This window comes from Pseudomonas sp. Nvir, from assembly GCF_963778085.1.
Lineage (GTDB): Bacteria > Pseudomonadota > Gammaproteobacteria > Pseudomonadales > Pseudomonadaceae > Aquipseudomonas > Aquipseudomonas juntendi.
Genome location: NZ_OY970405.1, coordinates 175,436 through 199,333, shown reverse-complemented (window position 1 = coordinate 199,333; position 23,898 = coordinate 175,436). Strand labels below are relative to the sequence as shown.

Annotated in this window: 11 protein-coding genes and 7 rRNA genes; 9 read left to right on the top strand and 9 right to left on the bottom strand. The window is 55.7% G+C overall.

Going from position 1 to position 23,898, the window contains the following annotated elements:
- Window positions 1-106: 106 nt before the first annotated feature.
- Window positions 107-2,593: a TonB-dependent siderophore receptor gene (locus tag AACG97_RS01255; RefSeq protein ID WP_225786165.1), complete on the top strand. Its 2,487-nt coding sequence runs from the start codon at window positions 107-109 to the stop codon at window positions 2,591-2,593.
- Window positions 2,594-2,690: 97 nt separating this feature from the next.
- Here AACG97_RS01255 and rrf (AACG97_RS01250) read toward each other — a convergent pair.
- The 9 genes from rrf (AACG97_RS01250) to AACG97_RS01210 form a co-directional block, all read right to left on the bottom strand.
- Window positions 2,691-2,806: ribosomal RNA gene (gene rrf / locus AACG97_RS01250) — 5S ribosomal RNA — on the bottom strand.
- A 109-nt stretch (window positions 2,807-2,915) separates the two neighbouring features.
- Window positions 2,916-3,031, bottom strand: a 5S ribosomal RNA gene (gene rrf, locus AACG97_RS01245).
- Window positions 3,032-3,165: 134 nt separating this feature from the next.
- Window positions 3,166-6,058: ribosomal RNA gene (locus tag AACG97_RS01240) — 23S ribosomal RNA — on the bottom strand.
- A 281-nt stretch (window positions 6,059-6,339) separates the two neighbouring features.
- A 16S ribosomal RNA gene (locus AACG97_RS01235) occupies window positions 6,340-7,876 on the bottom strand.
- Between the two features lie 445 nt (window positions 7,877-8,321).
- Window positions 8,322-8,437 (bottom strand): 5S ribosomal RNA (rrf, locus tag AACG97_RS01230).
- A gap of 134 nt (window positions 8,438-8,571) precedes the next feature.
- Window positions 8,572-11,464: ribosomal RNA gene (locus tag AACG97_RS01225) — 23S ribosomal RNA — on the bottom strand.
- Window positions 11,465-11,745: 281 nt separating this feature from the next.
- Window positions 11,746-13,282 (bottom strand): 16S ribosomal RNA (locus tag AACG97_RS01220).
- Together the 16S, 23S and 5S rRNA genes form the textbook arrangement of a ribosomal RNA operon.
- Window positions 13,283-13,851: 569 nt before the next feature.
- Window positions 13,852-15,072 (bottom strand): CaiB/BaiF CoA transferase family protein, encoded by a 1,221-nt coding sequence (locus tag AACG97_RS01215; RefSeq protein ID WP_197886366.1) that lies wholly within the window; start codon window positions 15,070-15,072, stop codon window positions 13,852-13,854.
- Between the two features lie 14 nt (window positions 15,073-15,086).
- Complete coding sequence (locus tag AACG97_RS01210) at window positions 15,087-16,268, bottom strand: acyl-CoA dehydrogenase (protein WP_054904519.1); 1,182 nt, start codon at window positions 16,266-16,268, stop codon at window positions 15,087-15,089.
- Between the two features lie 163 nt (window positions 16,269-16,431).
- On the opposite strand from AACG97_RS01210, the gene AACG97_RS01205 reads away from it, so the two are divergent.
- From AACG97_RS01205 to AACG97_RS01170, 8 genes are all read left to right on the top strand, one after another.
- Window positions 16,432-17,346 carry a LysR family transcriptional regulator gene (locus tag AACG97_RS01205; RefSeq protein ID WP_054904518.1) on the top strand — a complete coding sequence of 305 codons (915 nt, stop codon included), beginning with the start codon at window positions 16,432-16,434 and terminating at the stop codon, window positions 17,344-17,346.
- A 408-nt stretch (window positions 17,347-17,754) separates the two neighbouring features.
- On the top strand, window positions 17,755-18,876 hold the full coding sequence (locus tag AACG97_RS01200) for a Re/Si-specific NAD(P)(+) transhydrogenase subunit alpha (RefSeq protein WP_009683556.1): 1,122 nt from the start codon (window positions 17,755-17,757) through the stop codon (window positions 18,874-18,876).
- An 11-nt stretch (window positions 18,877-18,887) separates the two neighbouring features.
- On the top strand, window positions 18,888-19,202 hold the full coding sequence (locus AACG97_RS01195) for an NAD(P) transhydrogenase subunit alpha (protein ID WP_003256966.1): 315 nt from the start codon (window positions 18,888-18,890) through the stop codon (window positions 19,200-19,202).
- A gap of 2 nt (window positions 19,203-19,204) precedes the next feature.
- On the top strand, window positions 19,205-20,656 hold the full coding sequence (locus tag AACG97_RS01190; RefSeq protein WP_009683557.1) for an NAD(P)(+) transhydrogenase (Re/Si-specific) subunit beta: 1,452 nt from the start codon (window positions 19,205-19,207) through the stop codon (window positions 20,654-20,656).
- A gap of 184 nt (window positions 20,657-20,840) precedes the next feature.
- Complete coding sequence (locus tag AACG97_RS01185) at window positions 20,841-22,334, top strand: acetyl-CoA hydrolase/transferase family protein (protein ID WP_029885367.1); 1,494 nt, start codon at window positions 20,841-20,843, stop codon at window positions 22,332-22,334.
- A 330-nt stretch (window positions 22,335-22,664) separates the two neighbouring features.
- Entirely contained in the window at window positions 22,665-22,880 is a 216-nt protein-coding gene (locus AACG97_RS01180) for a DUF1127 domain-containing protein (protein ID WP_003256968.1), read from the top strand.
- Window positions 22,881-23,181: 301 nt separating this feature from the next.
- A complete protein-coding gene (locus AACG97_RS01175) occupies window positions 23,182-23,499 on the top strand; it encodes a DUF2388 domain-containing protein (protein ID WP_009683559.1) in 318 nt (105 codons plus the stop codon).
- An 86-nt stretch (window positions 23,500-23,585) separates the two neighbouring features.
- Window positions 23,586-23,879 carry a DUF2388 domain-containing protein gene (locus tag AACG97_RS01170; protein WP_009683560.1) on the top strand — a complete coding sequence of 98 codons (294 nt, stop codon included), beginning with the start codon at window positions 23,586-23,588 and terminating at the stop codon, window positions 23,877-23,879.
- Window positions 23,880-23,898 lie beyond the last annotated feature (19 nt).

Genomic DNA, 23,898 nt, shown 5'->3' with positions numbered 1-23,898 from the left:
GGTGTGGCCGTAGGGCGGTGCCAGGTATTTTGGCGGGTTTTGAATGGAAGTCCGGCTAGGACAGTAAGCAACACCTTCCGCCCTCAACAGCCCTACGGACTTGAACATGTCTAACGACACCGTGCACGTATGCACACTCAACGCGAATGATTTTCGACCTGTCTTGCACTCAGCATTGTTACGCAATGCAGTGCGGGCAGCTGTACTTGGCACGGCCCTGGGCCTGAGTACTATTCCACTGGCCGCCATGGCGGCGGAAACAGCCCAGGTCAGCCAGCACTATTCCATACCTGCAGGCCAGCTGGACGATGTGCTCAGCCAGTTCGCCCGCCAAGCCGGCATCACACTGTCGAGCACGCCGCAGCTCACCAACGGTTTGCAGTCCAGTGGCCTCAATGGGCAATACGCCACCGAACAGGCTCTGCGCCAACTCCTCAATGGCAGTGGTTTGCGAGCTGTCAGCCAAGGGGGGCACAGCTACGTGTTGCAAGCGCAGCCGCTGGACGCAGCGTTGTCGTTACCAGACACCGACGTCCGCGGTTTCAGCCTGGGTAATGCGCTGGGTAGCACCGAGGGCTATAACGCGACCCACAGCCAAGTGGCGACCAAGACCAGCATGCCGCTTGTGGAAACATCGCAATCGGTGTCTGTGGTGACCCGCCAGCAGATCGACGACCAAGGGTCACAGACCGTCGCCCAGGCCATGCGATATACACCCGGGGTGCTAACCAACCCCTACGGTGCCACGCACCGCTATGACTATGTGGCGATGCGCGGCTTCAACGACGGCTCGGTAGACAACATCTACGTCGACGGGCTCAAATCCATGGGCGACAACGGCACCTACAGCACCATGCAGGTGGACCCGTATTTCCTGGAGCGCATCGACATCCTCAAGGGGCCGTCCTCGGTTCTGTACGGCCGCAGCTCACCAGGTGGGCTGGTCGCGTTGACCACCAAGAAACCGCTGTTTTCCGCCTACCATCAGGTACAAGCTACGGTCGGCACCCAGGGCCAGCGCGGCATGGGCTTCGATTTCAGCGGCCCGGTGGATGAAGACCAGCGTATCGCCTATCGCCTGACGGGCCTGGCGGATGCCTCTGATACGCAGTTCGACCACAACAAGGAAGAACGCTACGCCATTGCTCCCGCGATCAGCGTGGACTTCAGCGAAGATACTTCGCTGACCTTGCAGGCCTATCTGCAGCACGACCCCAACGGCGGCTACCACGGCGGTAACCCGGCAGACGGCATGCTGCACCCGCGTAATGGCTTGCGCCTTTCCGATCACTTCTTTGAAGGCGAAACGGGTATCGACAGCTACGAACGCACGCAACAGTCGTTCAGCTATCAGTTCGAGCACCGCTTCAATGACATCTTCACCGCTCGGCAGAACTTCCGTTACCAGGATTCCGATGTGTCGATGGACCAGGTTTATTCCGCCGGTTGGGCAGATGCCGAAAGCAATATCCTTAACCGCGCCTACACCGGCGGCGACGAGCGGCTGCACTCGTACATCATCGATAACATGCTGCAGGCAGAATTCTTCACCGGCGCCGCCAAGCACACCCTGCTAATGGGCACGGACTACCAGCGGCGCAAAGCTGACGTTGAATGGCGTTACGGTACCGTAAACCCGTTGGACGCCGGCAACCCGCAGTACGGTAATGGCAACCTGCAGCTGCTGGGAGAAAACCGCTATCAGCGCCGTTTGCAGCAAACGGGGGTATACCTGCAGGATCTGGTGGAGCTTGATCAGTGGCGCTTTTCCCTGGGGCTGCGTCAGGACTGGGTGAAGGTGTCCGAACAGAACCGTGACAGTGATCCCAAGGTGAATGACCAGCGCTCGAAGTTCACAACGCGTGCCGGCGTGCTTTACCTGTTCGAAAATGGCATTGCGCCCTATGTCAGTTACTCGGAGTCATTCAACCCGAATACCGTCTCCGATCAGGATGGCCGGCCTCTGGCACCTACCGAGGGTACGCAGTGGGAGGCGGGCATCAAGTATCAACCCGGCGGCAGCGACAATTTGTTCACCGCGTCGGTATTCCGCATCGAGCAAGAGAACCTGGCGTCGAAACAACCGAACGAAGACTTCTATCGCGCTGTAGGTCAAGTGCGCTCGCAGGGCCTGGAGCTGGAGGCACATGTGCAGCTCAGCGACAGCCTGAAGCTGCTGGGTGGCTACACCTTTACTGATATCGAGTATTCCAAGTCGATGCCGAGCCTGGTGTCGGGTAACCTGGACAACAAGGGCAACTCGCCGACTCAGGCGCCAAAGCAGATGCTATCGCTATGGGCTGACTACAACTTCCACCAAGGGGCCCTGGATGGCCTGCGGCTGGGCGGCGGCGTGCGTTATGTGGGCTACAGCTGGGTGGATGCGGAAAACAGCATGAAGGTGCCCTCCTACACGCTGTTCGATGCTTCCGTGGGCTATGACCTGGGCAAGGTCGGCCTGACCGGTTTAGATGTGCGCCTGAATGCCAATAACCTCACCAATGAAAGCTACATCACTTCATGTGCCAGCCTGAACTACTGCTACATGGGTGAAGAGCGCAATGTGAGTGCAACCGTGAGTTATCAGTTCTAGGCAGATGGCCAGGGCTGTTTGGCACTTTCACCACAGCCCCTGTACCTGAAAAGACAAAGCCCCTGTCTGCATTGCAGACAGGGGCTTTGGGTTTGAATCTTGACGATGACCTACTCTCACATGGGGAAACCCCACACTACCATCGGCGATGCATCGTTTCACTGCTGAGTTCGGGATGGGATCAGGTGGTTCCAATGCTCTATGGTCGTCAAGAAATTCTGTGTGCTGGCCCGTCACTCGAACGTGCCTGCGAATCTCTGTAGTTCCTACTTAAAGACAAAACCCCTACCTGCATGTGCAGATAGGGGTTTTGCGAAATGAATCTTGACGATGACCTACTCTCACATGGGGAAACCCCACACTACCATCGGCGATGCATCGTTTCACTACTGAGTTCGGGATGGGATCAGGTGGTTCCAATGCTCTATGGTCGTCAAGAAATTCTGTAGCCAGAATGTCCAGATGGACAGCCCAGCGAATTCGGATATGTGATGTTTGTGATGCCTTGCGAACTTTCGGTTCATGTCATCTTCACCACCGCAATCTGCGTCAGCAAATTGCTTGGGTGTTATATGGTCAAGCCTCACGGGCAATTAGTATTGGTTAGCTCAACGCCTCACAGCGCTTACACACCCAACCTATCAACGTCGTAGTCTTCGACGGCCCTTTAGGGGATTCAAGATCCCAGTGAGATCTCATCTTGAGGCAAGTTTCCCGCTTAGATGCTTTCAGCGGTTATCTCTTCCGAACATAGCTACCCGGCAATGCCACTGGCGTGACAACCGGAACACCAGAGGTTCGTCCACTCCGGTCCTCTCGTACTAGGAGCAGCCCCTCTCAAATCTCAAACGTCCACGGCAGATAGGGACCGAACTGTCTCACGACGTTCTAAACCCAGCTCGCGTACCACTTTAAATGGCGAACAGCCATACCCTTGGGACCGGCTTCAGCCCCAGGATGTGATGAGCCGACATCGAGGTGCCAAACACCGCCGTCGATATGAACTCTTGGGCGGTATCAGCCTGTTATCCCCGGAGTACCTTTTATCCGTTGAGCGATGGCCCTTCCATACAGAACCACCGGATCACTAAGACCTACTTTCGTACCTGCTCGACGTGTTTGTCTCGCAGTCAAGCGCGCTTTTGCCTTTATACTCTACGACCGATTTCCGACCGGTCTGAGCGCACCTTCGTACTCCTCCGTTACTCTTTGGGAGGAGACCGCCCCAGTCAAACTACCCACCATACACTGTCCTCGATCCGGATAACGGACCTGAGTTAGAACCTCAAAGTTGCCAGGGTGGTATTTCAAGGATGGCTCCATGAGAACTGGCGTCCCCACTTCAAAGCCTCCCACCTATCCTACACAAGCAAATTCAAAGTCCAGTGCAAAGCTATAGTAAAGGTTCACGGGGTCTTTCCGTCTAGCCGCGGATACACTGCATCTTCACAGCGATTTCAATTTCACTGAGTCTCGGGTGGAGACAGCGCCGCCATCGTTACGCCATTCGTGCAGGTCGGAACTTACCCGACAAGGAATTTCGCTACCTTAGGACCGTTATAGTTACGGCCGCCGTTTACCGGGGCTTCGATCAAGAGCTTCGCTTGCGCTAACCCCATCAATTAACCTTCCGGCACCGGGCAGGCGTCACACCCTATACGTCCACTTTCGTGTTTGCAGAGTGCTGTGTTTTTAATAAACAGTCGCAGCGGCCTGGTATCTTCGACCGGCATGAGCTTACGGAGCAAGTCCTTCACCCTCGCCGGCGCACCTTCTCCCGAAGTTACGGTGCCATTTTGCCTAGTTCCTTCACCCGAGTTCTCTCAAGCGCCTTGGTATTCTCTACCTAACCACCTGTGTCGGTTTGGGGTACGGTTCCCAGTTATCTGAAGCTTAGGAGCTTTTCTTGGAAGCATGGTATCAACCACTTCGTCGCCTAAAGGCAACTCGTCATCAGCTCTCGGCCTTGAAATCCCGGATTTGCCTAAGATTTCAGCCTACCACCTTAAACCTGGACAACCAACGCCAGGCTGGCCTAACCTTCTCCGTCCCTCCATCGCAATAACTGGAAGTACAGGAATATTAACCTGTTTTCCATCGACTACGCTTTTCAGCCTCGCCTTAGGGACCGACTAACCCTGCGTCGATTAACGTTGCGCAGGAAACCTTGGTCTTTCGGCGTGCGAGTTTTTCACTCGCATTGTCGTTACTCATGTCAGCATTCGCACTTCTGATACCTCCAGCAAGCTTCTCAACTCACCTTCACAGGCTTACAGAACGCTCCTCTACCGCATCACCAAAAGGTGATACCCGTAGCTTCGGTGCATGGTTTGAGCCCCGTTACATCTTCCGCGCAGGCCGACTCGACTAGTGAGCTATTACGCTTTCTTTAAAGGGTGGCTGCTTCTAAGCCAACCTCCTAGCTGTCTAAGCCTTCCCACATCGTTTCCCACTTAACCATGACTTTGGGACCTTAGCTGACGGTCTGGGTTGTTTCCCTTTTCACGACGGACGTTAGCACCCGCCGTGTGTCTCCCATGCTCGGCACTTGTAGGTATTCGGAGTTTGCATCGGTTTGGTAAGTCGGGATGACCCCCTAGCCGAAACAGTGCTCTACCCCCTACAGTGATACATGAGGCGCTACCTAAATAGCTTTCGAGGAGAACCAGCTATCTCCGAGCTTGATTAGCCTTTCACTCCGATCCACAGGTCATCCGCTAACTTTTCAACGGTAGTCGGTTCGGTCCTCCAGTCAGTGTTACCTAACCTTCAACCTGCCCATGGATAGATCGCCCGGTTTCGGGTCTATACCCAGCGACTAAACGCCCTATTAAGACTCGCTTTCGCTACGCCTCCCCTATTCGGTTAAGCTCGCCACTGAATATAAGTCGCTGACCCATTATACAAAAGGTACGCAGTCACCTAACAAAGTAGGCTCCCACTGCTTGTACGCATACGGTTTCAGGTTCTATTTCACTCCCCTCTCCGGGGTTCTTTTCGCCTTTCCCTCACGGTACTGGTTCACTATCGGTCAGTCAGTAGTATTTAGCCTTGGAGGATGGTCCCCCCATATTCAGACAAAGTTTCTCGTGCTCCGTCCTACTCGATTTCATTGATAAGAGATTTTCGTGTACGGGGCTATCACCCACTATGGCCGCACTTTCCAGAGCGTTCCACTAATCTCAAATCAACTTAAGGGCTGGTCCCCGTTCGCTCGCCACTACTAAGGGAATCTCGGTTGATTTCTTTTCCTCAGGGTACTTAGATGTTTCAGTTCCCCTGGTTCGCCTCTTGCACCTATGTATTCAGTACAAGATACTCAGCTTATGCTGAGTGGGTTCCCCCATTCAGAGATCTCTGGATCACAGTCTGTTTGCCGACTCCCCAAAGCTTATCGCAGGCTACCACGTCTTTCATCGCCTCTGACTGCCAAGGCATCCACCGTATGCGCTTCTTCACTTGACCATATAACCCCAAGCAATCTGGTTATACTGTGAAGACGACATTCGCCGAAAATTCGCATTTCGCTCAATTAAGAGCAGAACTCACAAATTTTACCTTAGCCTGATCACACACCAGTGAAAGTGCATGTCAGTCTATATCTATCACATATCCGAATTTTTAAAGAACGATCTGACAAAAGTCAGAAATCAACATTCATCGACGAATGTTCATTTCTGAGTTCTCATCAGCAAATGAATCAAGCAATTCGTGTGGGAGCTCATCAGCAGGCTGATGTCGTCGATTAAGGAGGTGATCCAGCCGCAGGTTCCCCTACGGCTACCTTGTTACGACTTCACCCCAGTCATGAATCACACCGTGGTAACCGTCCTCCCGAAGGTTAGACTAGCTACTTCTGGTGCAACCCACTCCCATGGTGTGACGGGCGGTGTGTACAAGGCCCGGGAACGTATTCACCGCGACATTCTGATTCGCGATTACTAGCGATTCCGACTTCACGCAGTCGAGTTGCAGACTGCGATCCGGACTACGATCGGTTTTGTGAGATTAGCTCCACCTCGCGGCTTGGCAACCCTCTGTACCGACCATTGTAGCACGTGTGTAGCCCAGGCCGTAAGGGCCATGATGACTTGACGTCATCCCCACCTTCCTCCGGTTTGTCACCGGCAGTCTCCTTAGAGTGCCCACCATAACGTGCTGGTAACTAAGGACAAGGGTTGCGCTCGTTACGGGACTTAACCCAACATCTCACGACACGAGCTGACGACAGCCATGCAGCACCTGTGTCAGAGTTCCCGAAGGCACCAATCCATCTCTGGAAAGTTCTCTGCATGTCAAGGCCTGGTAAGGTTCTTCGCGTTGCTTCGAATTAAACCACATGCTCCACCGCTTGTGCGGGCCCCCGTCAATTCATTTGAGTTTTAACCTTGCGGCCGTACTCCCCAGGCGGTCAACTTAATGCGTTAGCTGCGCCACTAAAATCTCAAGGATTCCAACGGCTAGTTGACATCGTTTACGGCGTGGACTACCAGGGTATCTAATCCTGTTTGCTCCCCACGCTTTCGCACCTCAGTGTCAGTATCAGTCCAGGTGGTCGCCTTCGCCACTGGTGTTCCTTCCTATATCTACGCATTTCACCGCTACACAGGAAATTCCACCACCCTCTACCGTACTCTAGCTTGCCAGTTTTGGATGCAGTTCCCAGGTTGAGCCCGGGGCTTTCACATCCAACTTAACAAACCACCTACGCGCGCTTTACGCCCAGTAATTCCGATTAACGCTTGCACCCTCTGTATTACCGCGGCTGCTGGCACAGAGTTAGCCGGTGCTTATTCTGTCGGTAACGTCAAAACAGCAAGGTATTAACTTACTGCCCTTCCTCCCAACTTAAAGTGCTTTACAATCCGAAGACCTTCTTCACACACGCGGCATGGCTGGATCAGGCTTTCGCCCATTGTCCAATATTCCCCACTGCTGCCTCCCGTAGGAGTCTGGACCGTGTCTCAGTTCCAGTGTGACTGATCATCCTCTCAGACCAGTTACGGATCGTCGCCTTGGTGAGCCATTACCTCACCAACAAGCTAATCCGACCTAGGCTCATCTGATAGCGCAAGGCCCGAAGGTCCCCTGCTTTCTCCCGTAGGACGTATGCGGTATTAGCGTTCCTTTCGAAACGTTGTCCCCCACTACCAGGCAGATTCCTAGGCATTACTCACCCGTCCGCCGCTGAATCAAGGAGCAAGCTCCCGTCATCCGCTCGACTTGCATGTGTTAGGCCTGCCGCCAGCGTTCAATCTGAGCCATGATCAAACTCTTCAGTTCAATACTGCTTGGGTTTTTAAGAAACCCTAAACTTGGCTCAGCAATCTCAAATGACTATGTGATTTCTCGCATGGCCACTTGTGATGCTGATAATCTTTTTGACTATCAGTCCGTACTCACAAGCACCCACACGAATTGCTTGATTCAATTTGTTAAAGAGCGGTTGGTTAAGAGCGTTTCGTCTCAACCGAGGCGCGCATTCTACGCTTTCCTCAGAGCCTGTCAAGCGTTAATTTTGAAGATTTTCGAGAAACTCGTTTAACTTCAGACACTTGACTCGCTTCGATCTCTCGTCGCGGGAGGTGAATAATACAGTATTCAAAAACACTGTCAACCACCTTTTACCACCACTGGAGGGCTCGTGAGCCAACCAGGAGAAGCGACAGCTTCTACTTAAAGACAAAACCCCTACCTGCATGTGCAGATAGGGGTTTTGCGAAATGAATCTTGACGATGACCTACTCTCACATGGGGAAACCCCACACTACCATCGGCGATGCATCGTTTCACTACTGAGTTCGGGATGGGATCAGGTGGTTCCAATGCTCTATGGTCGTCAAGAAATTCTGTAGCCAGAATGTCCAGATGGACAGCCCAGCGAATTCGGATATGTGATGTTTGTGATGCCTTGCGAACTTTCGGTTCATGTCATCTTCACCACCGTAATCTGCGTCAGCAAATTGCTTGGGTGTTATATGGTCAAGCCTCACGGGCAATTAGTATTGGTTAGCTCAACGCCTCACAGCGCTTACACACCCAACCTATCAACGTCGTAGTCTTCGACGGCCCTTTAGGGGATTCAAGATCCCAGTGAGATCTCATCTTGAGGCAAGTTTCCCGCTTAGATGCTTTCAGCGGTTATCTCTTCCGAACATAGCTACCCGGCAATGCCACTGGCGTGACAACCGGAACACCAGAGGTTCGTCCACTCCGGTCCTCTCGTACTAGGAGCAGCCCCTCTCAAATCTCAAACGTCCACGGCAGATAGGGACCGAACTGTCTCACGACGTTCTAAACCCAGCTCGCGTACCACTTTAAATGGCGAACAGCCATACCCTTGGGACCGGCTTCAGCCCCAGGATGTGATGAGCCGACATCGAGGTGCCAAACACCGCCGTCGATATGAACTCTTGGGCGGTATCAGCCTGTTATCCCCGGAGTACCTTTTATCCGTTGAGCGATGGCCCTTCCATACAGAACCACCGGATCACTAAGACCTACTTTCGTACCTGCTCGACGTGTTTGTCTCGCAGTCAAGCGCGCTTTTGCCTTTATACTCTACGACCGATTTCCGACCGGTCTGAGCGCACCTTCGTACTCCTCCGTTACTCTTTGGGAGGAGACCGCCCCAGTCAAACTACCCACCATACACTGTCCTCGATCCGGATAACGGACCTGAGTTAGAACCTCAAAGTTGCCAGGGTGGTATTTCAAGGATGGCTCCATGAGAACTGGCGTCCCCACTTCAAAGCCTCCCACCTATCCTACACAAGCAAATTCAAAGTCCAGTGCAAAGCTATAGTAAAGGTTCACGGGGTCTTTCCGTCTAGCCGCGGATACACTGCATCTTCACAGCGATTTCAATTTCACTGAGTCTCGGGTGGAGACAGCGCCGCCATCGTTACGCCATTCGTGCAGGTCGGAACTTACCCGACAAGGAATTTCGCTACCTTAGGACCGTTATAGTTACGGCCGCCGTTTACCGGGGCTTCGATCAAGAGCTTCGCTTGCGCTAACCCCATCAATTAACCTTCCGGCACCGGGCAGGCGTCACACCCTATACGTCCACTTTCGTGTTTGCAGAGTGCTGTGTTTTTAATAAACAGTCGCAGCGGCCTGGTATCTTCGACCGGCATGAGCTTACGGAGCAAGTCCTTCACCCTCGCCGGCGCACCTTCTCCCGAAGTTACGGTGCCATTTTGCCTAGTTCCTTCACCCGAGTTCTCTCAAGCGCCTTGGTATTCTCTACCTAACCACCTGTGTCGGTTTGGGGTACGGTTCCCAGTTATCTGAAGCTTAGGAGCTTTTCTTGGAAGCATGGTATCAACCACTTCGTCGCCTAAAGGCAACTCGTCATCAGCTCTCGGCCTTGAAATCCCGGATTTGCCTAAGATTTCAGCCTACCACCTTAAACCTGGACAACCAACGCCAGGCTGGCCTAACCTTCTCCGTCCCTCCATCGCAATAACTGGAAGTACAGGAATATTAACCTGTTTTCCATCGACTACGCTTTTCAGCCTCGCCTTAGGGACCGACTAACCCTGCGTCGATTAACGTTGCGCAGGAAACCTTGGTCTTTCGGCGTGCGAGTTTTTCACTCGCATTGTCGTTACTCATGTCAGCATTCGCACTTCTGATACCTCCAGCAAGCTTCTCAACTCACCTTCACAGGCTTACAGAACGCTCCTCTACCGCATCACCAAAAGGTGATACCCGTAGCTTCGGTGCATGGTTTGAGCCCCGTTACATCTTCCGCGCAGGCCGACTCGACTAGTGAGCTATTACGCTTTCTTTAAAGGGTGGCTGCTTCTAAGCCAACCTCCTAGCTGTCTAAGCCTTCCCACATCGTTTCCCACTTAACCATGACTTTGGGACCTTAGCTGACGGTCTGGGTTGTTTCCCTTTTCACGACGGACGTTAGCACCCGCCGTGTGTCTCCCATGCTCGGCACTTGTAGGTATTCGGAGTTTGCATCGGTTTGGTAAGTCGGGATGACCCCCTAGCCGAAACAGTGCTCTACCCCCTACAGTGATACATGAGGCGCTACCTAAATAGCTTTCGAGGAGAACCAGCTATCTCCGAGCTTGATTAGCCTTTCACTCCGATCCACAGGTCATCCGCTAACTTTTCAACGGTAGTCGGTTCGGTCCTCCAGTCAGTGTTACCTAACCTTCAACCTGCCCATGGATAGATCGCCCGGTTTCGGGTCTATACCCAGCGACTAAACGCCCTATTAAGACTCGCTTTCGCTACGCCTCCCCTATTCGGTTAAGCTCGCCACTGAATATAAGTCGCTGACCCATTATACAAAAGGTACGCAGTCACCTAACAAAGTAGGCTCCCACTGCTTGTACGCATACGGTTTCAGGTTCTATTTCACTCCCCTCTCCGGGGTTCTTTTCGCCTTTCCCTCACGGTACTGGTTCACTATCGGTCAGTCAGTAGTATTTAGCCTTGGAGGATGGTCCCCCCATATTCAGACAAAGTTTCTCGTGCTCCGTCCTACTCGATTTCATTGATAAGAGATTTTCGTGTACGGGGCTATCACCCACTATGGCCGCACTTTCCAGAGCGTTCCACTAATCTCAAATCAACTTAAGGGCTGGTCCCCGTTCGCTCGCCACTACTAAGGGAATCTCGGTTGATTTCTTTTCCTCAGGGTACTTAGATGTTTCAGTTCCCCTGGTTCGCCTCTTGCACCTATGTATTCAGTACAAGATACTCAGCTTATGCTGAGTGGGTTCCCCCATTCAGAGATCTCTGGATCACAGTCTGTTTGCCGACTCCCCAAAGCTTATCGCAGGCTACCACGTCTTTCATCGCCTCTGACTGCCAAGGCATCCACCGTATGCGCTTCTTCACTTGACCATATAACCCCAAGCAATCTGGTTATACTGTGAAGACGACATTCGCCGAAAATTCGCATTTCGCTCAATTAAGAGCAGAACTCACAAATTTTACCTTAGCCTGATCACACACCAGTGAAAGTGCATGTCAGTCTATATCTATCACATATCCGAATTTTTAAAGAACGATCTGACAAAAGTCAGAAATCAACATTCATCGACGAATGTTCATTTCTGAGTTCTCATCAGCAAATGAATCAAGCAATTCGTGTGGGAGCTCATCAGCAGGCTGATGTCGTCGATTAAGGAGGTGATCCAGCCGCAGGTTCCCCTACGGCTACCTTGTTACGACTTCACCCCAGTCATGAATCACACCGTGGTAACCGTCCTCCCGAAGGTTAGACTAGCTACTTCTGGTGCAACCCACTCCCATGGTGTGACGGGCGGTGTGTACAAGGCCCGGGAACGTATTCACCGCGACATTCTGATTCGCGATTACTAGCGATTCCGACTTCACGCAGTCGAGTTGCAGACTGCGATCCGGACTACGATCGGTTTTGTGAGATTAGCTCCACCTCGCGGCTTGGCAACCCTCTGTACCGACCATTGTAGCACGTGTGTAGCCCAGGCCGTAAGGGCCATGATGACTTGACGTCATCCCCACCTTCCTCCGGTTTGTCACCGGCAGTCTCCTTAGAGTGCCCACCATAACGTGCTGGTAACTAAGGACAAGGGTTGCGCTCGTTACGGGACTTAACCCAACATCTCACGACACGAGCTGACGACAGCCATGCAGCACCTGTGTCAGAGTTCCCGAAGGCACCAATCCATCTCTGGAAAGTTCTCTGCATGTCAAGGCCTGGTAAGGTTCTTCGCGTTGCTTCGAATTAAACCACATGCTCCACCGCTTGTGCGGGCCCCCGTCAATTCATTTGAGTTTTAACCTTGCGGCCGTACTCCCCAGGCGGTCAACTTAATGCGTTAGCTGCGCCACTAAAATCTCAAGGATTCCAACGGCTAGTTGACATCGTTTACGGCGTGGACTACCAGGGTATCTAATCCTGTTTGCTCCCCACGCTTTCGCACCTCAGTGTCAGTATCAGTCCAGGTGGTCGCCTTCGCCACTGGTGTTCCTTCCTATATCTACGCATTTCACCGCTACACAGGAAATTCCACCACCCTCTACCGTACTCTAGCTTGCCAGTTTTGGATGCAGTTCCCAGGTTGAGCCCGGGGCTTTCACATCCAACTTAACAAACCACCTACGCGCGCTTTACGCCCAGTAATTCCGATTAACGCTTGCACCCTCTGTATTACCGCGGCTGCTGGCACAGAGTTAGCCGGTGCTTATTCTGTCGGTAACGTCAAAACAGCAAGGTATTAACTTACTGCCCTTCCTCCCAACTTAAAGTGCTTTACAATCCGAAGACCTTCTTCACACACGCGGCATGGCTGGATCAGGCTTTCGCCCATTGTCCAATATTCCCCACTGCTGCCTCCCGTAGGAGTCTGGACCGTGTCTCAGTTCCAGTGTGACTGATCATCCTCTCAGACCAGTTACGGATCGTCGCCTTGGTGAGCCATTACCTCACCAACAAGCTAATCCGACCTAGGCTCATCTGATAGCGCAAGGCCCGAAGGTCCCCTGCTTTCTCCCGTAGGACGTATGCGGTATTAGCGTTCCTTTCGAAACGTTGTCCCCCACTACCAGGCAGATTCCTAGGCATTACTCACCCGTCCGCCGCTGAATCAAGGAGCAAGCTCCCGTCATCCGCTCGACTTGCATGTGTTAGGCCTGCCGCCAGCGTTCAATCTGAGCCATGATCAAACTCTTCAGTTCAATACTGCTTGGGTTTTTAAGAAACCCTAAACTTGGCTCAGCAATCTCAAATGACTATGTGATTTCTCGCATGGCCACTTGTGATGCTGATAATCTTTTTGACTATCAGTCCGTACTCACAAGCACCCACACGAATTGCTTGATTCAATTTGTTAAAGAGCGGTTGGTTAAGAGCGTTTCGTCTCAACCGAGGCGCGCATTCTACGCTTTCCTCATTCGCTGTCAAGCGTTTATTTTGAAGTTTTTTGCGAGAAACTCGTTTAGCTTCAAACACTTGACTCGCTGCGATCTCTCGTAGCGGGAGGCGAATCATACAGCGTTTAAAAGCGCTGTCAACCATCATCTCGACCGCATTCGATCATTTGATCGTAGCCCTCACAGCGCCTTCCGAATCGGTTAACTCATTGAATTTCAAGGAGTTTGTCGTTCCGTTGTCGCTGGAAGTGGGGCGCATTATAAGGGGATTCGAGAGGGCGTCAACCTTTAATTCAAATAAACTTTCAGGGCGCTTAAAAAGCAAAGCGGGGAGGCCTGGCGGCCTCCCCGCTATATAGCTAGACCAGCATTCCCTACAACACGCCAACGCTGCGCAACTGGCGCACTTCTTCCGCTCCTAGCCCTAACACCTCCTCAAGCACCACCTCGGTATGCTCACCCAACATAGGCGGCGCCAGCCGATACTCGACAGGCGTCGCCGACAAACGTATCGGGCTCGCCACCTGCGGCACATTGCCTGCCAACGCATGCGGGATACTGACCGCCAGCCCGCGAGCCAGCACTTGGGGGTCGCGGAACACCTGGGCAAGATCATTAATTGGCCCACACGGCACACCGGCGGCCTCCAACTGGCTCACCCATTCGGCCGTGGTCTTGAACACGGTGGCCTGGCGAATCAATGGAATCAGCTCAGTCCGGTTGGCCACACGCAGCTTGTTGGTGGCAAAGCGAGGGTCAGTCGCCCATTGAGGCTGCCCGGCCACCTCGGCGAACTTGCGGAACTGGCTGTCGTTGCCCACGGTAAGAATGAAATCGCCATCCGCCGTCGGAAAATCCTGATAAGGCACGATGTTGGGGTGCGCATTGCCCAGGCGACGGGGCGCCGTGCCCGTGGTCAGGTAGTTCATTGCCTGGTTCGCCAGGCAAGCCACCTGCACATCCAGCAGCGCCATGTCGACGTGCTGACCGACCCCAGTCTGGTCACGGTGGGCGAGGGCAGCCAACATAGCCACCGTTGAGTACAGCCCGGTCAGAATGTCGGTAAGGGCGACACCCACCTTGACCGGGCCTGCGCCTTCCTCACCTTCCGGGCGCCCCGTCAGGCTCATCAGCCCACCCAGCCCCTGGATCATGAAGTCATAGCCAGCGCGCCGGGCATAAGGCCCGGTCTGCCCGAAACCGGTAATGGAGCAATAGATAAGCCGCGGATTGTCGGCCTTGAGGCTCTGGTAATCCAGCCCATAGGCCGCCAGCCCACCCACCTTGAAGTTCTCGATGACGATATCGCACTTCGCCGCCAGCTCACGCACCAGGCGCTGGCCCTCTGGCCGCGTGAAATCGATCGTCACCGACCGCTTATTGCGGTTGGCCGACAGATAATAAGCCGCCTCGCTCGTGTTCTCGCCATTGGCACCTTTAAGGAAGGGCGGCCCCCAGGCGCGGGTATCGTCCCCACTGCCCGGCCGCTCGACCTTGATCACGTCAGCCCCCAGGTCGGCGAGGATCTGGCCAGACCACGGACCGGCCAACACGCGCGACAGGTCCAGCACCCGCAGATGTGATAACGCGCCCATGGACTGGCTCCTTATCAATAGAAAGCCTGGATACCGGTTTGCGCGCGGCCCAGGATCAGCGCATGCACGTCGTGCGTACCTTCATAGGTGTTGACCACCTCCAGGTTGACCAGATGACGGGCGACACCGAACTCGTCGGAAATCCCGTTACCACCAAGCATGTCGCGCGCCATGCGTGCGATATCCAGCGCCTTGCCGCAGGAGTTGCGCTTCATGATCGAGGTAATTTCCACCGCCGCGGTGCCTTCGTCCTTCATGCGCCCAAGGCGCAGGCAGCCTTGCAGCGCCAGCGTGATCTCGGTCTGCATGTCCGCCAGCTTTTTCTGGATCAGCTGGTTTGCAGCAAGTGGGCGACCGAACTGCTGACGGTCCAGCGTGTATTGGCGGGCGGTGTGCCAGCAGGCCTCTGCAGCACCCAGCGCCCCCCAGGAAATGCCGTAACGTGCCGAATTCAGGCAAGTGAACGGACCTTTGAGGCCACGCACATCGGGGAAGATGTTCTCTTCCGGCACAAACACATTATCCATGACGATCTCGCCGGTAATCGACGCGCGCAGACCGACCTTGCCATGAATTGCAGGCGCACTCAGGCCCTGCCAGCCCTTTTCCAGGACGAAGCCACGGATATCTCCGGCGTCATCCTTGGCCCAGACCACGAATACGTCAGCGATCGGGCTGTTGGTGATCCACATTTTGCTGCCGCTCAGGCGATAACCGCCCTCGACCTTCTTGGCCCGGGTAATCATCGAGCCCGGGTCAGAGCCATGGTTAGGCTCGGTCAAACCGAAGCAACCGATCCATTCCCCACTCGCCAGCTTGGGCAAGTACTTCTGTTTCTGGGCTTCGGTACCGAATTCGTTGATCGGCACCATCACCAGCGAAGACTGAACGCTCATCATCGAGCGATAGCCGGAGTCGATGCGCTCCACTTCGCGGGCAATCAGCCCATAGCACACATAGTTCAAGCCGCTGCCGCCGTATTGCTCGGGGATGGTCGCACCCAGCAGGCCCACTTCCCCCATTTCGCGAAAAATCGCCGGGTCGGTCTGCTCATGACGAAACGCCTCGAGTACACGCGGGGCCAGCTTGCCCTGGGCGAACTGATAAGCGCTGTCACGCACCATGCGCTCTTCTTCAGTGAGCTGCTGATCCAGCAGCAGTGGATCGATCCAGTTGAAGCTTGCTTTACCAGCCATGGGCGGAATCCTCGAGAAGGGGGCGGAGTTTTTATGTGCCTTTGAGCCTAGGACTGATTGCCCGCTGATACAAACGAGGATTGCGCACCATATAGTGATATTTTGTCACTTCGAAAATCAGAACCCCGCCACATTTTCGGCCTTACGAGTGAGGTTGACGTACATGCGACGCAAGATCCCCAGCACCTCTGCATTGGTTTGCTTCGAGGCCGCTGCGCGTCACCAGAGCTTCACCAAGGCCGCCCAGGAGCTTTCCTTGACCCAAGGCGCCGTCTGCAGACAGATTGCCAGCCTGGAAACGTTCCTTAACGTAGAGTTGTTCCGCCGTTCGCGCCGCGGTGTGAAGCTGACCGAGGCGGGCCTGTCGTACAGCCGCCAGGTTGCCGCGCAACTGGACGCAGTGGAGCGCGACACCTTGTCAGTGATGCGACAGCAGGGCGCCAGCGTGATCGAACTGGCAGTAGTACCGACATTCGGTACCCAATGGCTGCTACCGCGCCTCAAAGACTTCCAGCAGCGCCACCCGGAGGTCACCGTGAACCTCACCAACCGCACCCGGCCATTTCTGTTCGCGGACACAACATTCGATGCCGCCATCTATTTTGGTGATGGCGACTGGTCTGGCACACAGTCGCAGCGGCTGATGGGGGAAAACCCGTTACCCGTATGCAGCCCGGCACTGCTGGGCGGGCAAGGCACGCTCGAAGCACGGCATATCGCTGAGCTGCCACTGTTGCAGCAAAGCACGCGGCCGTACGCGTGGCGGCAATGGTTCGCAAGCGTGGCCATGAATGTGGAACGTGACATGACCGGCCCACGCTATGAGCTGTTTTCGATGCTTGCCCAAGCGGCCATGCACGAGATGGGCGTCGCGCTGATACCGCCGTTTCTGATCCAGCGCGAGTTGCAGGAGGGTAGGCTGGTAGTCGCTAACAGACACGTCCTGACTAGCGACAAGGCCTACTATCTGATGATTCCAGAACGCAAGGTGGAGTCCGCATCGCTGCGCGCATTCCGTGACTGGCTGGTGAGCCAAGCGCAGGCATATGCCCAGGAACGGGACAACCTGACCCCGTAGTCAATTATTTTTAACACCTACAGATATATGTATTTGTCGCATATTCGTAAACTGTTAAGTACGCACAAAAATACCCGCTAACCGTCCTGACTACGGGGCTTTGCGGGTTATTTTGCGACATCGAACAAGCCATCAGCGAACTGGCCAAAATTTTTTTGTTTTTTCCTCCTAATCTGGCAAAAGCCCGTAGTTGATGGGCTGCGACCTTATGCGTGCGACAAGCGGTCACAGGGTGACTTGTAGTTTTAACTTCGTTTCGCTCCAGAACCGGTTGAAGCCCTATGGGTTCGTCTGCAAAATGCTTCGCCCGCCCAGGATCCGGCGGGATGGCGCTCCACAGCCACCCAGCACACCATTCGCAGTGCGCTGGCTTTGACAAAAACAAAGGTCACCGCAGGAGAAATAGTCGTGCACATTGGTGTTCCTCTCGAGACGCAGACCGGTGAGACAAGGGTCGCTGCGACCCCCGAAACCATCAAGAAACTGATTGGCCAGGGCCATCAGGTCACCGTTCAACGGGGGGCAGGGCTCAACGCCGCCATTCCGGACAGTGCCTATGAGGCCGTGGGTGCTTCCCTGGGGACCGCAGCCGATGCATACGGCGCCCAACTGGTCCTGAAGGTGGTCGCGCCCAACGACCAGGAACTGGCCCTGATCAACAGCGGCAGCCTGCTGGTAGGTATGCTCAACCCCTTCAACAGCGAACTGATCGGCAAGATGGCCGAACGCGGGATCACCGCCTTCGCGCTGGAGGCCGCGCCCCGCACGTCAAGGGCGCAGAGCCTGGACGTGCTGTCGTCACAGGCGAACATTGCCGGTTACAAGGCCGTGCTGCTGGCTGCCCATCACTACCCACGCTTCATGCCCATGCTGATGACCGCCGCCGGTACGGTCAAAGCCGCCCGGGTACTGATCCTGGGTGCGGGCGTTGCCGGCCTGCAGGCCATCGCCACGGCCAAGCGCCTGGGCGCAGTGATCGAGGCGTCCGACGTACGCCCGGCGGTGAAGGAGCAGATCGAGTCGCTGGGCGCCAAGTTCATCGACGTCCCCTACGAGACCGACGAAGAACGGGCGTGCGCCGAAGGCGTCGGCGGCTATGCCCGGCCGATGCCAGCCAGTTGGATGCAACGCCAGGCCCAGGCCGTGCACGAGCGCGCCAAGCAGGCGGATATCGTCATCACCACCGCATTGATCCCTGGCCGCAAGGCGCCAACCCTGCTCAGTGCCGAAACAGTGGCCCAGATGAAGCCTGGCTCGGTCGTCATCGACCTGGCCGCGGCCCAAGGCGGCAACTGCCCGCTGACCGTGGCGGACCAGGTTGTTCAGGCGCATGGCGTGACCATCGTCGGCCCTACCAACCTGCCGGCCCAGGTCGGCGCCGATGCCTCGGCGCTGTATGCGCGCAACCTGCTGGACTTCATGAAGCTGCTGTTCGACAAGGACGGCGCACTGACCATCAACCTCGAAGACGACATCGTCGCGGCCTGCCTGATGTGCCGCGATGGCCAGGTCGTCCGCAAGAACGGCTAAGGAGCACGACAATGGAAGACATGCTGATTTCCCACGGCATCTACAACCTGATCATCTTCGTGCTGGCCATTTATGTGGGCTACCACGTGGTGTGGAACGTCACCCCGGCGCTGCACACCCCACTCATGGCGGTCACCAATGCCATCTCGGCGATCGTCATCGTCGGTGCCATGCTGGCCGCCGCACTGACCGTCACCCCGGCCGGCAAACTGATGGGGACCCTGGCGGTGGCCCTGGCCGCAGTCAATGTGTTCGGTGGCTTCCTGGTCACCCGCCGCATGCTGGAAATGTTCAAGAAGAAAACCAAGAACGAGGCGCAGAAGTAAGCATGAGCATGAATCTGGTAACGCTCCTCTACCTCGTCGCCTCGGTGTGCTTCATCCAGGCGCTCAAGGGCCTGTCGCACCCGACCACCTCGCGGCGCGGCAACCTGTTCGGCATGATCGGCATGGGCATCGCCATCCTCACTACGGTTGGCCTCATCTACAAGCTCGCGGCGCTCTCCATCGGCAACGGTGGGGCTACGACCGGCATCGGTTACGTACTGGTCGGCCTGCTGGTGGGTGGTACCGCCGGTTCGATCATGGCCAAGCGGGTCGAGATGACCAAGATGCCCGAGCTGGTCGCCTTCATGCACAGCATGATCGGCCTGGCTGCGGTGTTCATCGCCATCGCCGCAGTGCTCGAACCGCAGTCGATGGGTATCGTTGCAGCCATCAGCGACCCGATCCCTACCGGTAACCGCCTGGAACTGTTCCTCGGCGCAGCCATTGGTGCCATTACCTTCTCTGGCTCGGTGATCGCTTTCGGCAAGCTGTCGGGCAAATACAAATTCCGCCTCTTCCAGGGCGCACCCGTACAGTTCGCCGGTCAGCACAAGCTCAATCTGATCCTGGGCCTGACCACCATCGCCTTGGGCCTGCTGTTCACGTTCACCGGCCATTACAGTGCCTTCACCCTGATGCTGGCCCTGGCCTTTGTCATGGGTGTGCTGATCATCATTCCGATTGGCGGCGCCGACATGCCGGTGGTTGTTTCAATGCTCAACAGCTACTCGGGTTGGGCAGCTGCGGGTATCGGCTTCTCGCTGAACAACTCGATGCTGATCATCGCGGGCTCGTTGGTGGGCTCTTCTGGCGCCATCCTGTCGTACATCATGTGCAAGGCGATGAACCGTTCGTTCTTCAACGTCATCCTCGGCGGCTTTGGTGGCGATACCGACGCGGGGGCGGCGCAAGGCTCGCAAGAGCAGCGCCCGGTCAAGTCCGGCTCGGCTGACGATGCCACCTTCCTGTTGAGCAATGCCGACAGCGTGATCATCGTTCCGGGCTATGGCCTGGCGGTGGCCCGTGCCCAGCATGCACTCAAGGAACTGACCGAAAAGCTGACCCACAACGGTGTGACCGTGAAGTACGCGATTCACCCGGTTGCGGGGCGTATGCCTGGGCATATGAACGTGCTGCTGGCCGAAGCCGAAGTCCCTTACGACCAGGTCTTCGAGATGGAAGACATCAACGCCGAGTTTGGCCAGGCCGACGTGGTACTGGTGCTGGGCGCCAACGACGTGGTCAACCCGGCGGCAAAAAACGACCCCAAGTCGCCCATTGCCGGCATGCCGATTCTCGAAGCGTTCAAGGCCAAGACCATCATCGTCAACAAGCGCTCGATGGCCAGTGGCTACGCCGGCCTGGATAACGAACTGTTCTACCTGGACAAAACCATGATGGTATTCGGTGACGCCAAGAAGGTCATCGAAGACATGGTCAAGGCAGTGGAATAGAACACGGCAGCAAACCCGCCGATATGAAGAAAGCCCCGGTAAGCATCTACCGGGGCTTTCTTTTTGTTGATCCGGATCAACGGCTCTACCGAGAGGCTTCTCATACGACCATGGTCGTGGGACGGCAATGGGCGAAATCTCTAGACTGCGCTGCAGTAGTTTCAGCAGCCCGAGATAACAATCCATGTACCGTGACCGTATCCGCTTGTCCTCTCTGCACAGCAAGGTAATGAGTGCGGCTGATGCCGCTGGTCTGATCGAGGACGGCATGACTGTCGGCATGAGCGGCTTTACCCGCGCCGGTGAGGCCAAGGCCGTCCCGCATGCACTGGCCGAACGTGCCAAACAGTCGCCACTGAAGATCAGCCTGATGACCGGCGCCAGCCTGGGCAACGACCTGGACAAGCAACTGACCGAGGCCGGTGTATTGGCCCGCCGCATGCCTTTCCAGGTAGACAGCACACTGCGCAAGGCCATCAACGACGGCAAGGTGATGTTCATCGACCAGCACCTGTCGGAAACCGTCGAACAACTGCGCAACCAGCAATTGAAGCTGCCGGACATCGCGGTCATCGAAGCCGTGGCCATCACTGAGCAGGGCCACATCGTACCTACTACATCGGTGGGTAACTCGGCCAGTTTCGCCATCTTCGCCAAGCAGGTGATTGTCGAGATCAACCTCTCGCACAACACCAACCTCGAAGGTTTGCACGACATCTATATACCCACCTATCGCCCGACCCGCACGCCCATTCCGCTGGTCAAGGTCGACGATCGTATCGGCAGCACCGCCATCCCGATCGACCCGGCGAAGATCGTGGGTATCGTCATCAGCGACCAACCGGACTCGCCATCTACCGTGTTGCCGCCAGATGACGAAACCCAGGGTATCGCCAACCACCTGATCAACTTCCTGAAGAAGGAAGTGGAAGCTGGCCGCATGACCAACAAGCTCGGCCCACTGCAGGCCGGCATCGGTAGCATTGCCAACGCCGTGATGTGCGGCTTGATCGAGTCGCCCTTCGAAGACCTGACCATGTACTCCGAAGTGCTGCAGGACTCGACCTTCGACCTGATCGACGCCGGCAAGCTGCGTTTTGCATCGGGCAGCTCCATCACCCTGTCGACCCGTCGCAATGCCGATGTATTCGGTAACCTTGAACGCTACAAGGACAAGCTCGTACTGCGCCCGCAGGAAATCTCCAACCATCCGGAGGTCGTGCGGCGCTTGGGCATCATCGGTATCAATACCGCGCTGGAGTTCGACATCTACGGCAACGTCAATTCCACCCACGTGTGTGGCACCAGGATGATGAACGGCATCGGTGGCTCGGGTGACTTCGCCCGTAACGCCCACCTTGCTGTATTCGTTACCAAGTCGATTGCCAAAGGCGGTGCAATTTCCAGTGTGGTGCCAATGGTCAGCCATGTGGACCATACCGAACACGACGTGGACATCCTGGTCACCGAACAAGGTTTGGCCGACCTGCGTGGCCTGGCCCCGCGCGAGCGGGCACGCGTGATCATCGACAACTGTGTGCACCCAGACTACCGCGCGGCACTGAACGATTACTTCGAGCGCGCCTGCCAACGTGGCGGCCATACGCCACATATCCTGCGCGAAGCGCTGAGCTGGCACGAGAACCTGGAAGAAACCGGCCGCATGCAAGCGAGCTGATCCAGCGGCGGCATGGAACAGCAGCCCCGCTTCTGCTGTTCCAGCCCATTCGCGTTTCACGTCCAGACACAAGAATATCCAGAACTGTACTACTGTACCTGTCCTAGGCTTCTTTCAAGCCTGCAGAACATCGCCACATACAAAAAATGCACCATAAAGATGCAGACCAGTACAGTTGCGCCTGTTTCGAGTGCAACAGTAGGGTTACACAGTTAACTGAGCCATCGTCTTTCGCATGAACTGTATCTACTGTTCTGGACAAGAGAGGAGGATCATTGGCATCAGTTAAATCACTACCTAATCCCGCCATAAGCGGAAGGATGAAGCATCATGGAACGTACCCTCAGTTCCGGTCTGGTTTTTGAAAGCAACGCCCAGCAATCCAACGCATCGCTGCCGCTGCGCGCACTGTCCACTCTGCTGCTGTGGCAGCGCCGCATGGCAAGCCGCCGTCAACTGGCTCGCCTGGACGCTCGCCTGCTGGCCGACGCTGGCATCAGCGAGTCGCAGCGTTACGAAGAGCTGAGCAAGCCTTTCTGGCGCTAAGCACCGGCTTGCCGGCTTCGGCCGGCACCGCGAATTCCTGAAACCCGTTGCAGGCAACTGCGACGGGTTTTTTGTTTGTGGCATGCAGAGGTCAGCGCCAAGCGCTGAACAGGTACAGTTTGTGTAGTACAAATCCAAACCGATACAGTTCACGGCCCGTTCTTCGTTAACATCTGGAAACACCCGCGCGTGATACGCTTGGCTTGGCAGTCTGGTAGAAACCACTGTCATAAGTACCGCGACCAGCAATGCGAGCGTCCGATAAGCAGAACCACCCGACCCGAGTTCAGGAGTGCACGAAATGTCCCGTAAATATCTGATTGGCGCCGCTATTATGCTGAGCCTGGCTGGCACCGCGAACGCCACCAGTTTCGTCGTCACCACTGACGCTGTAGTAGGGGCAGTAGCTGCGTCCACCGACGCCACCTCGGATGTTTCTTCGTCGTTCCGTGACGATAAAATCGTCCAGGCCGCCCGTGACGACGCTGCCAGCTTCGTAGGCAGCCAAGGCGATATCCGCGGTGCCAAGCTGGAAAGCGCGTTCCGGCACATCCGCGCACAAATGCCAAGCCTGCAGGCCAGCGACGCCGAACTGGCCCAGGCCATTCTGGCAATCTAAGCGCCGGCAAGCGCCCAGGCTGTGCCGGGTGCCCCGTACAGCCAGGCCAGCCCTCGCCACCCTTACTTCCAGTTGTCGTAGAGCCCATGCGTTATCTGTTGCCGCTGCTGTTTTCCCTTGCCGGCATGGCCAGCGCCCATGCCATGGACACCACTACCCAAGGCCTGGTGATCTCGGCCTACGCCACCAGCCAGGTCACCACTGCACCCTTTGATCGCAAATTGGTGCGTGAGGCCCGTGACGATGCCGCGGTATTCGTCGCCACCCATGGCCAGATCCGCGGTGCTCGGCTGGAAGCTGCCCTGGAATCATTACGCCATAATTGCGCACGGCAGGGCGTTGGCGATCTGGAACTGGCGCAAGCAATTCTCGTCCAATGACTACATCTGACTCCCTGTA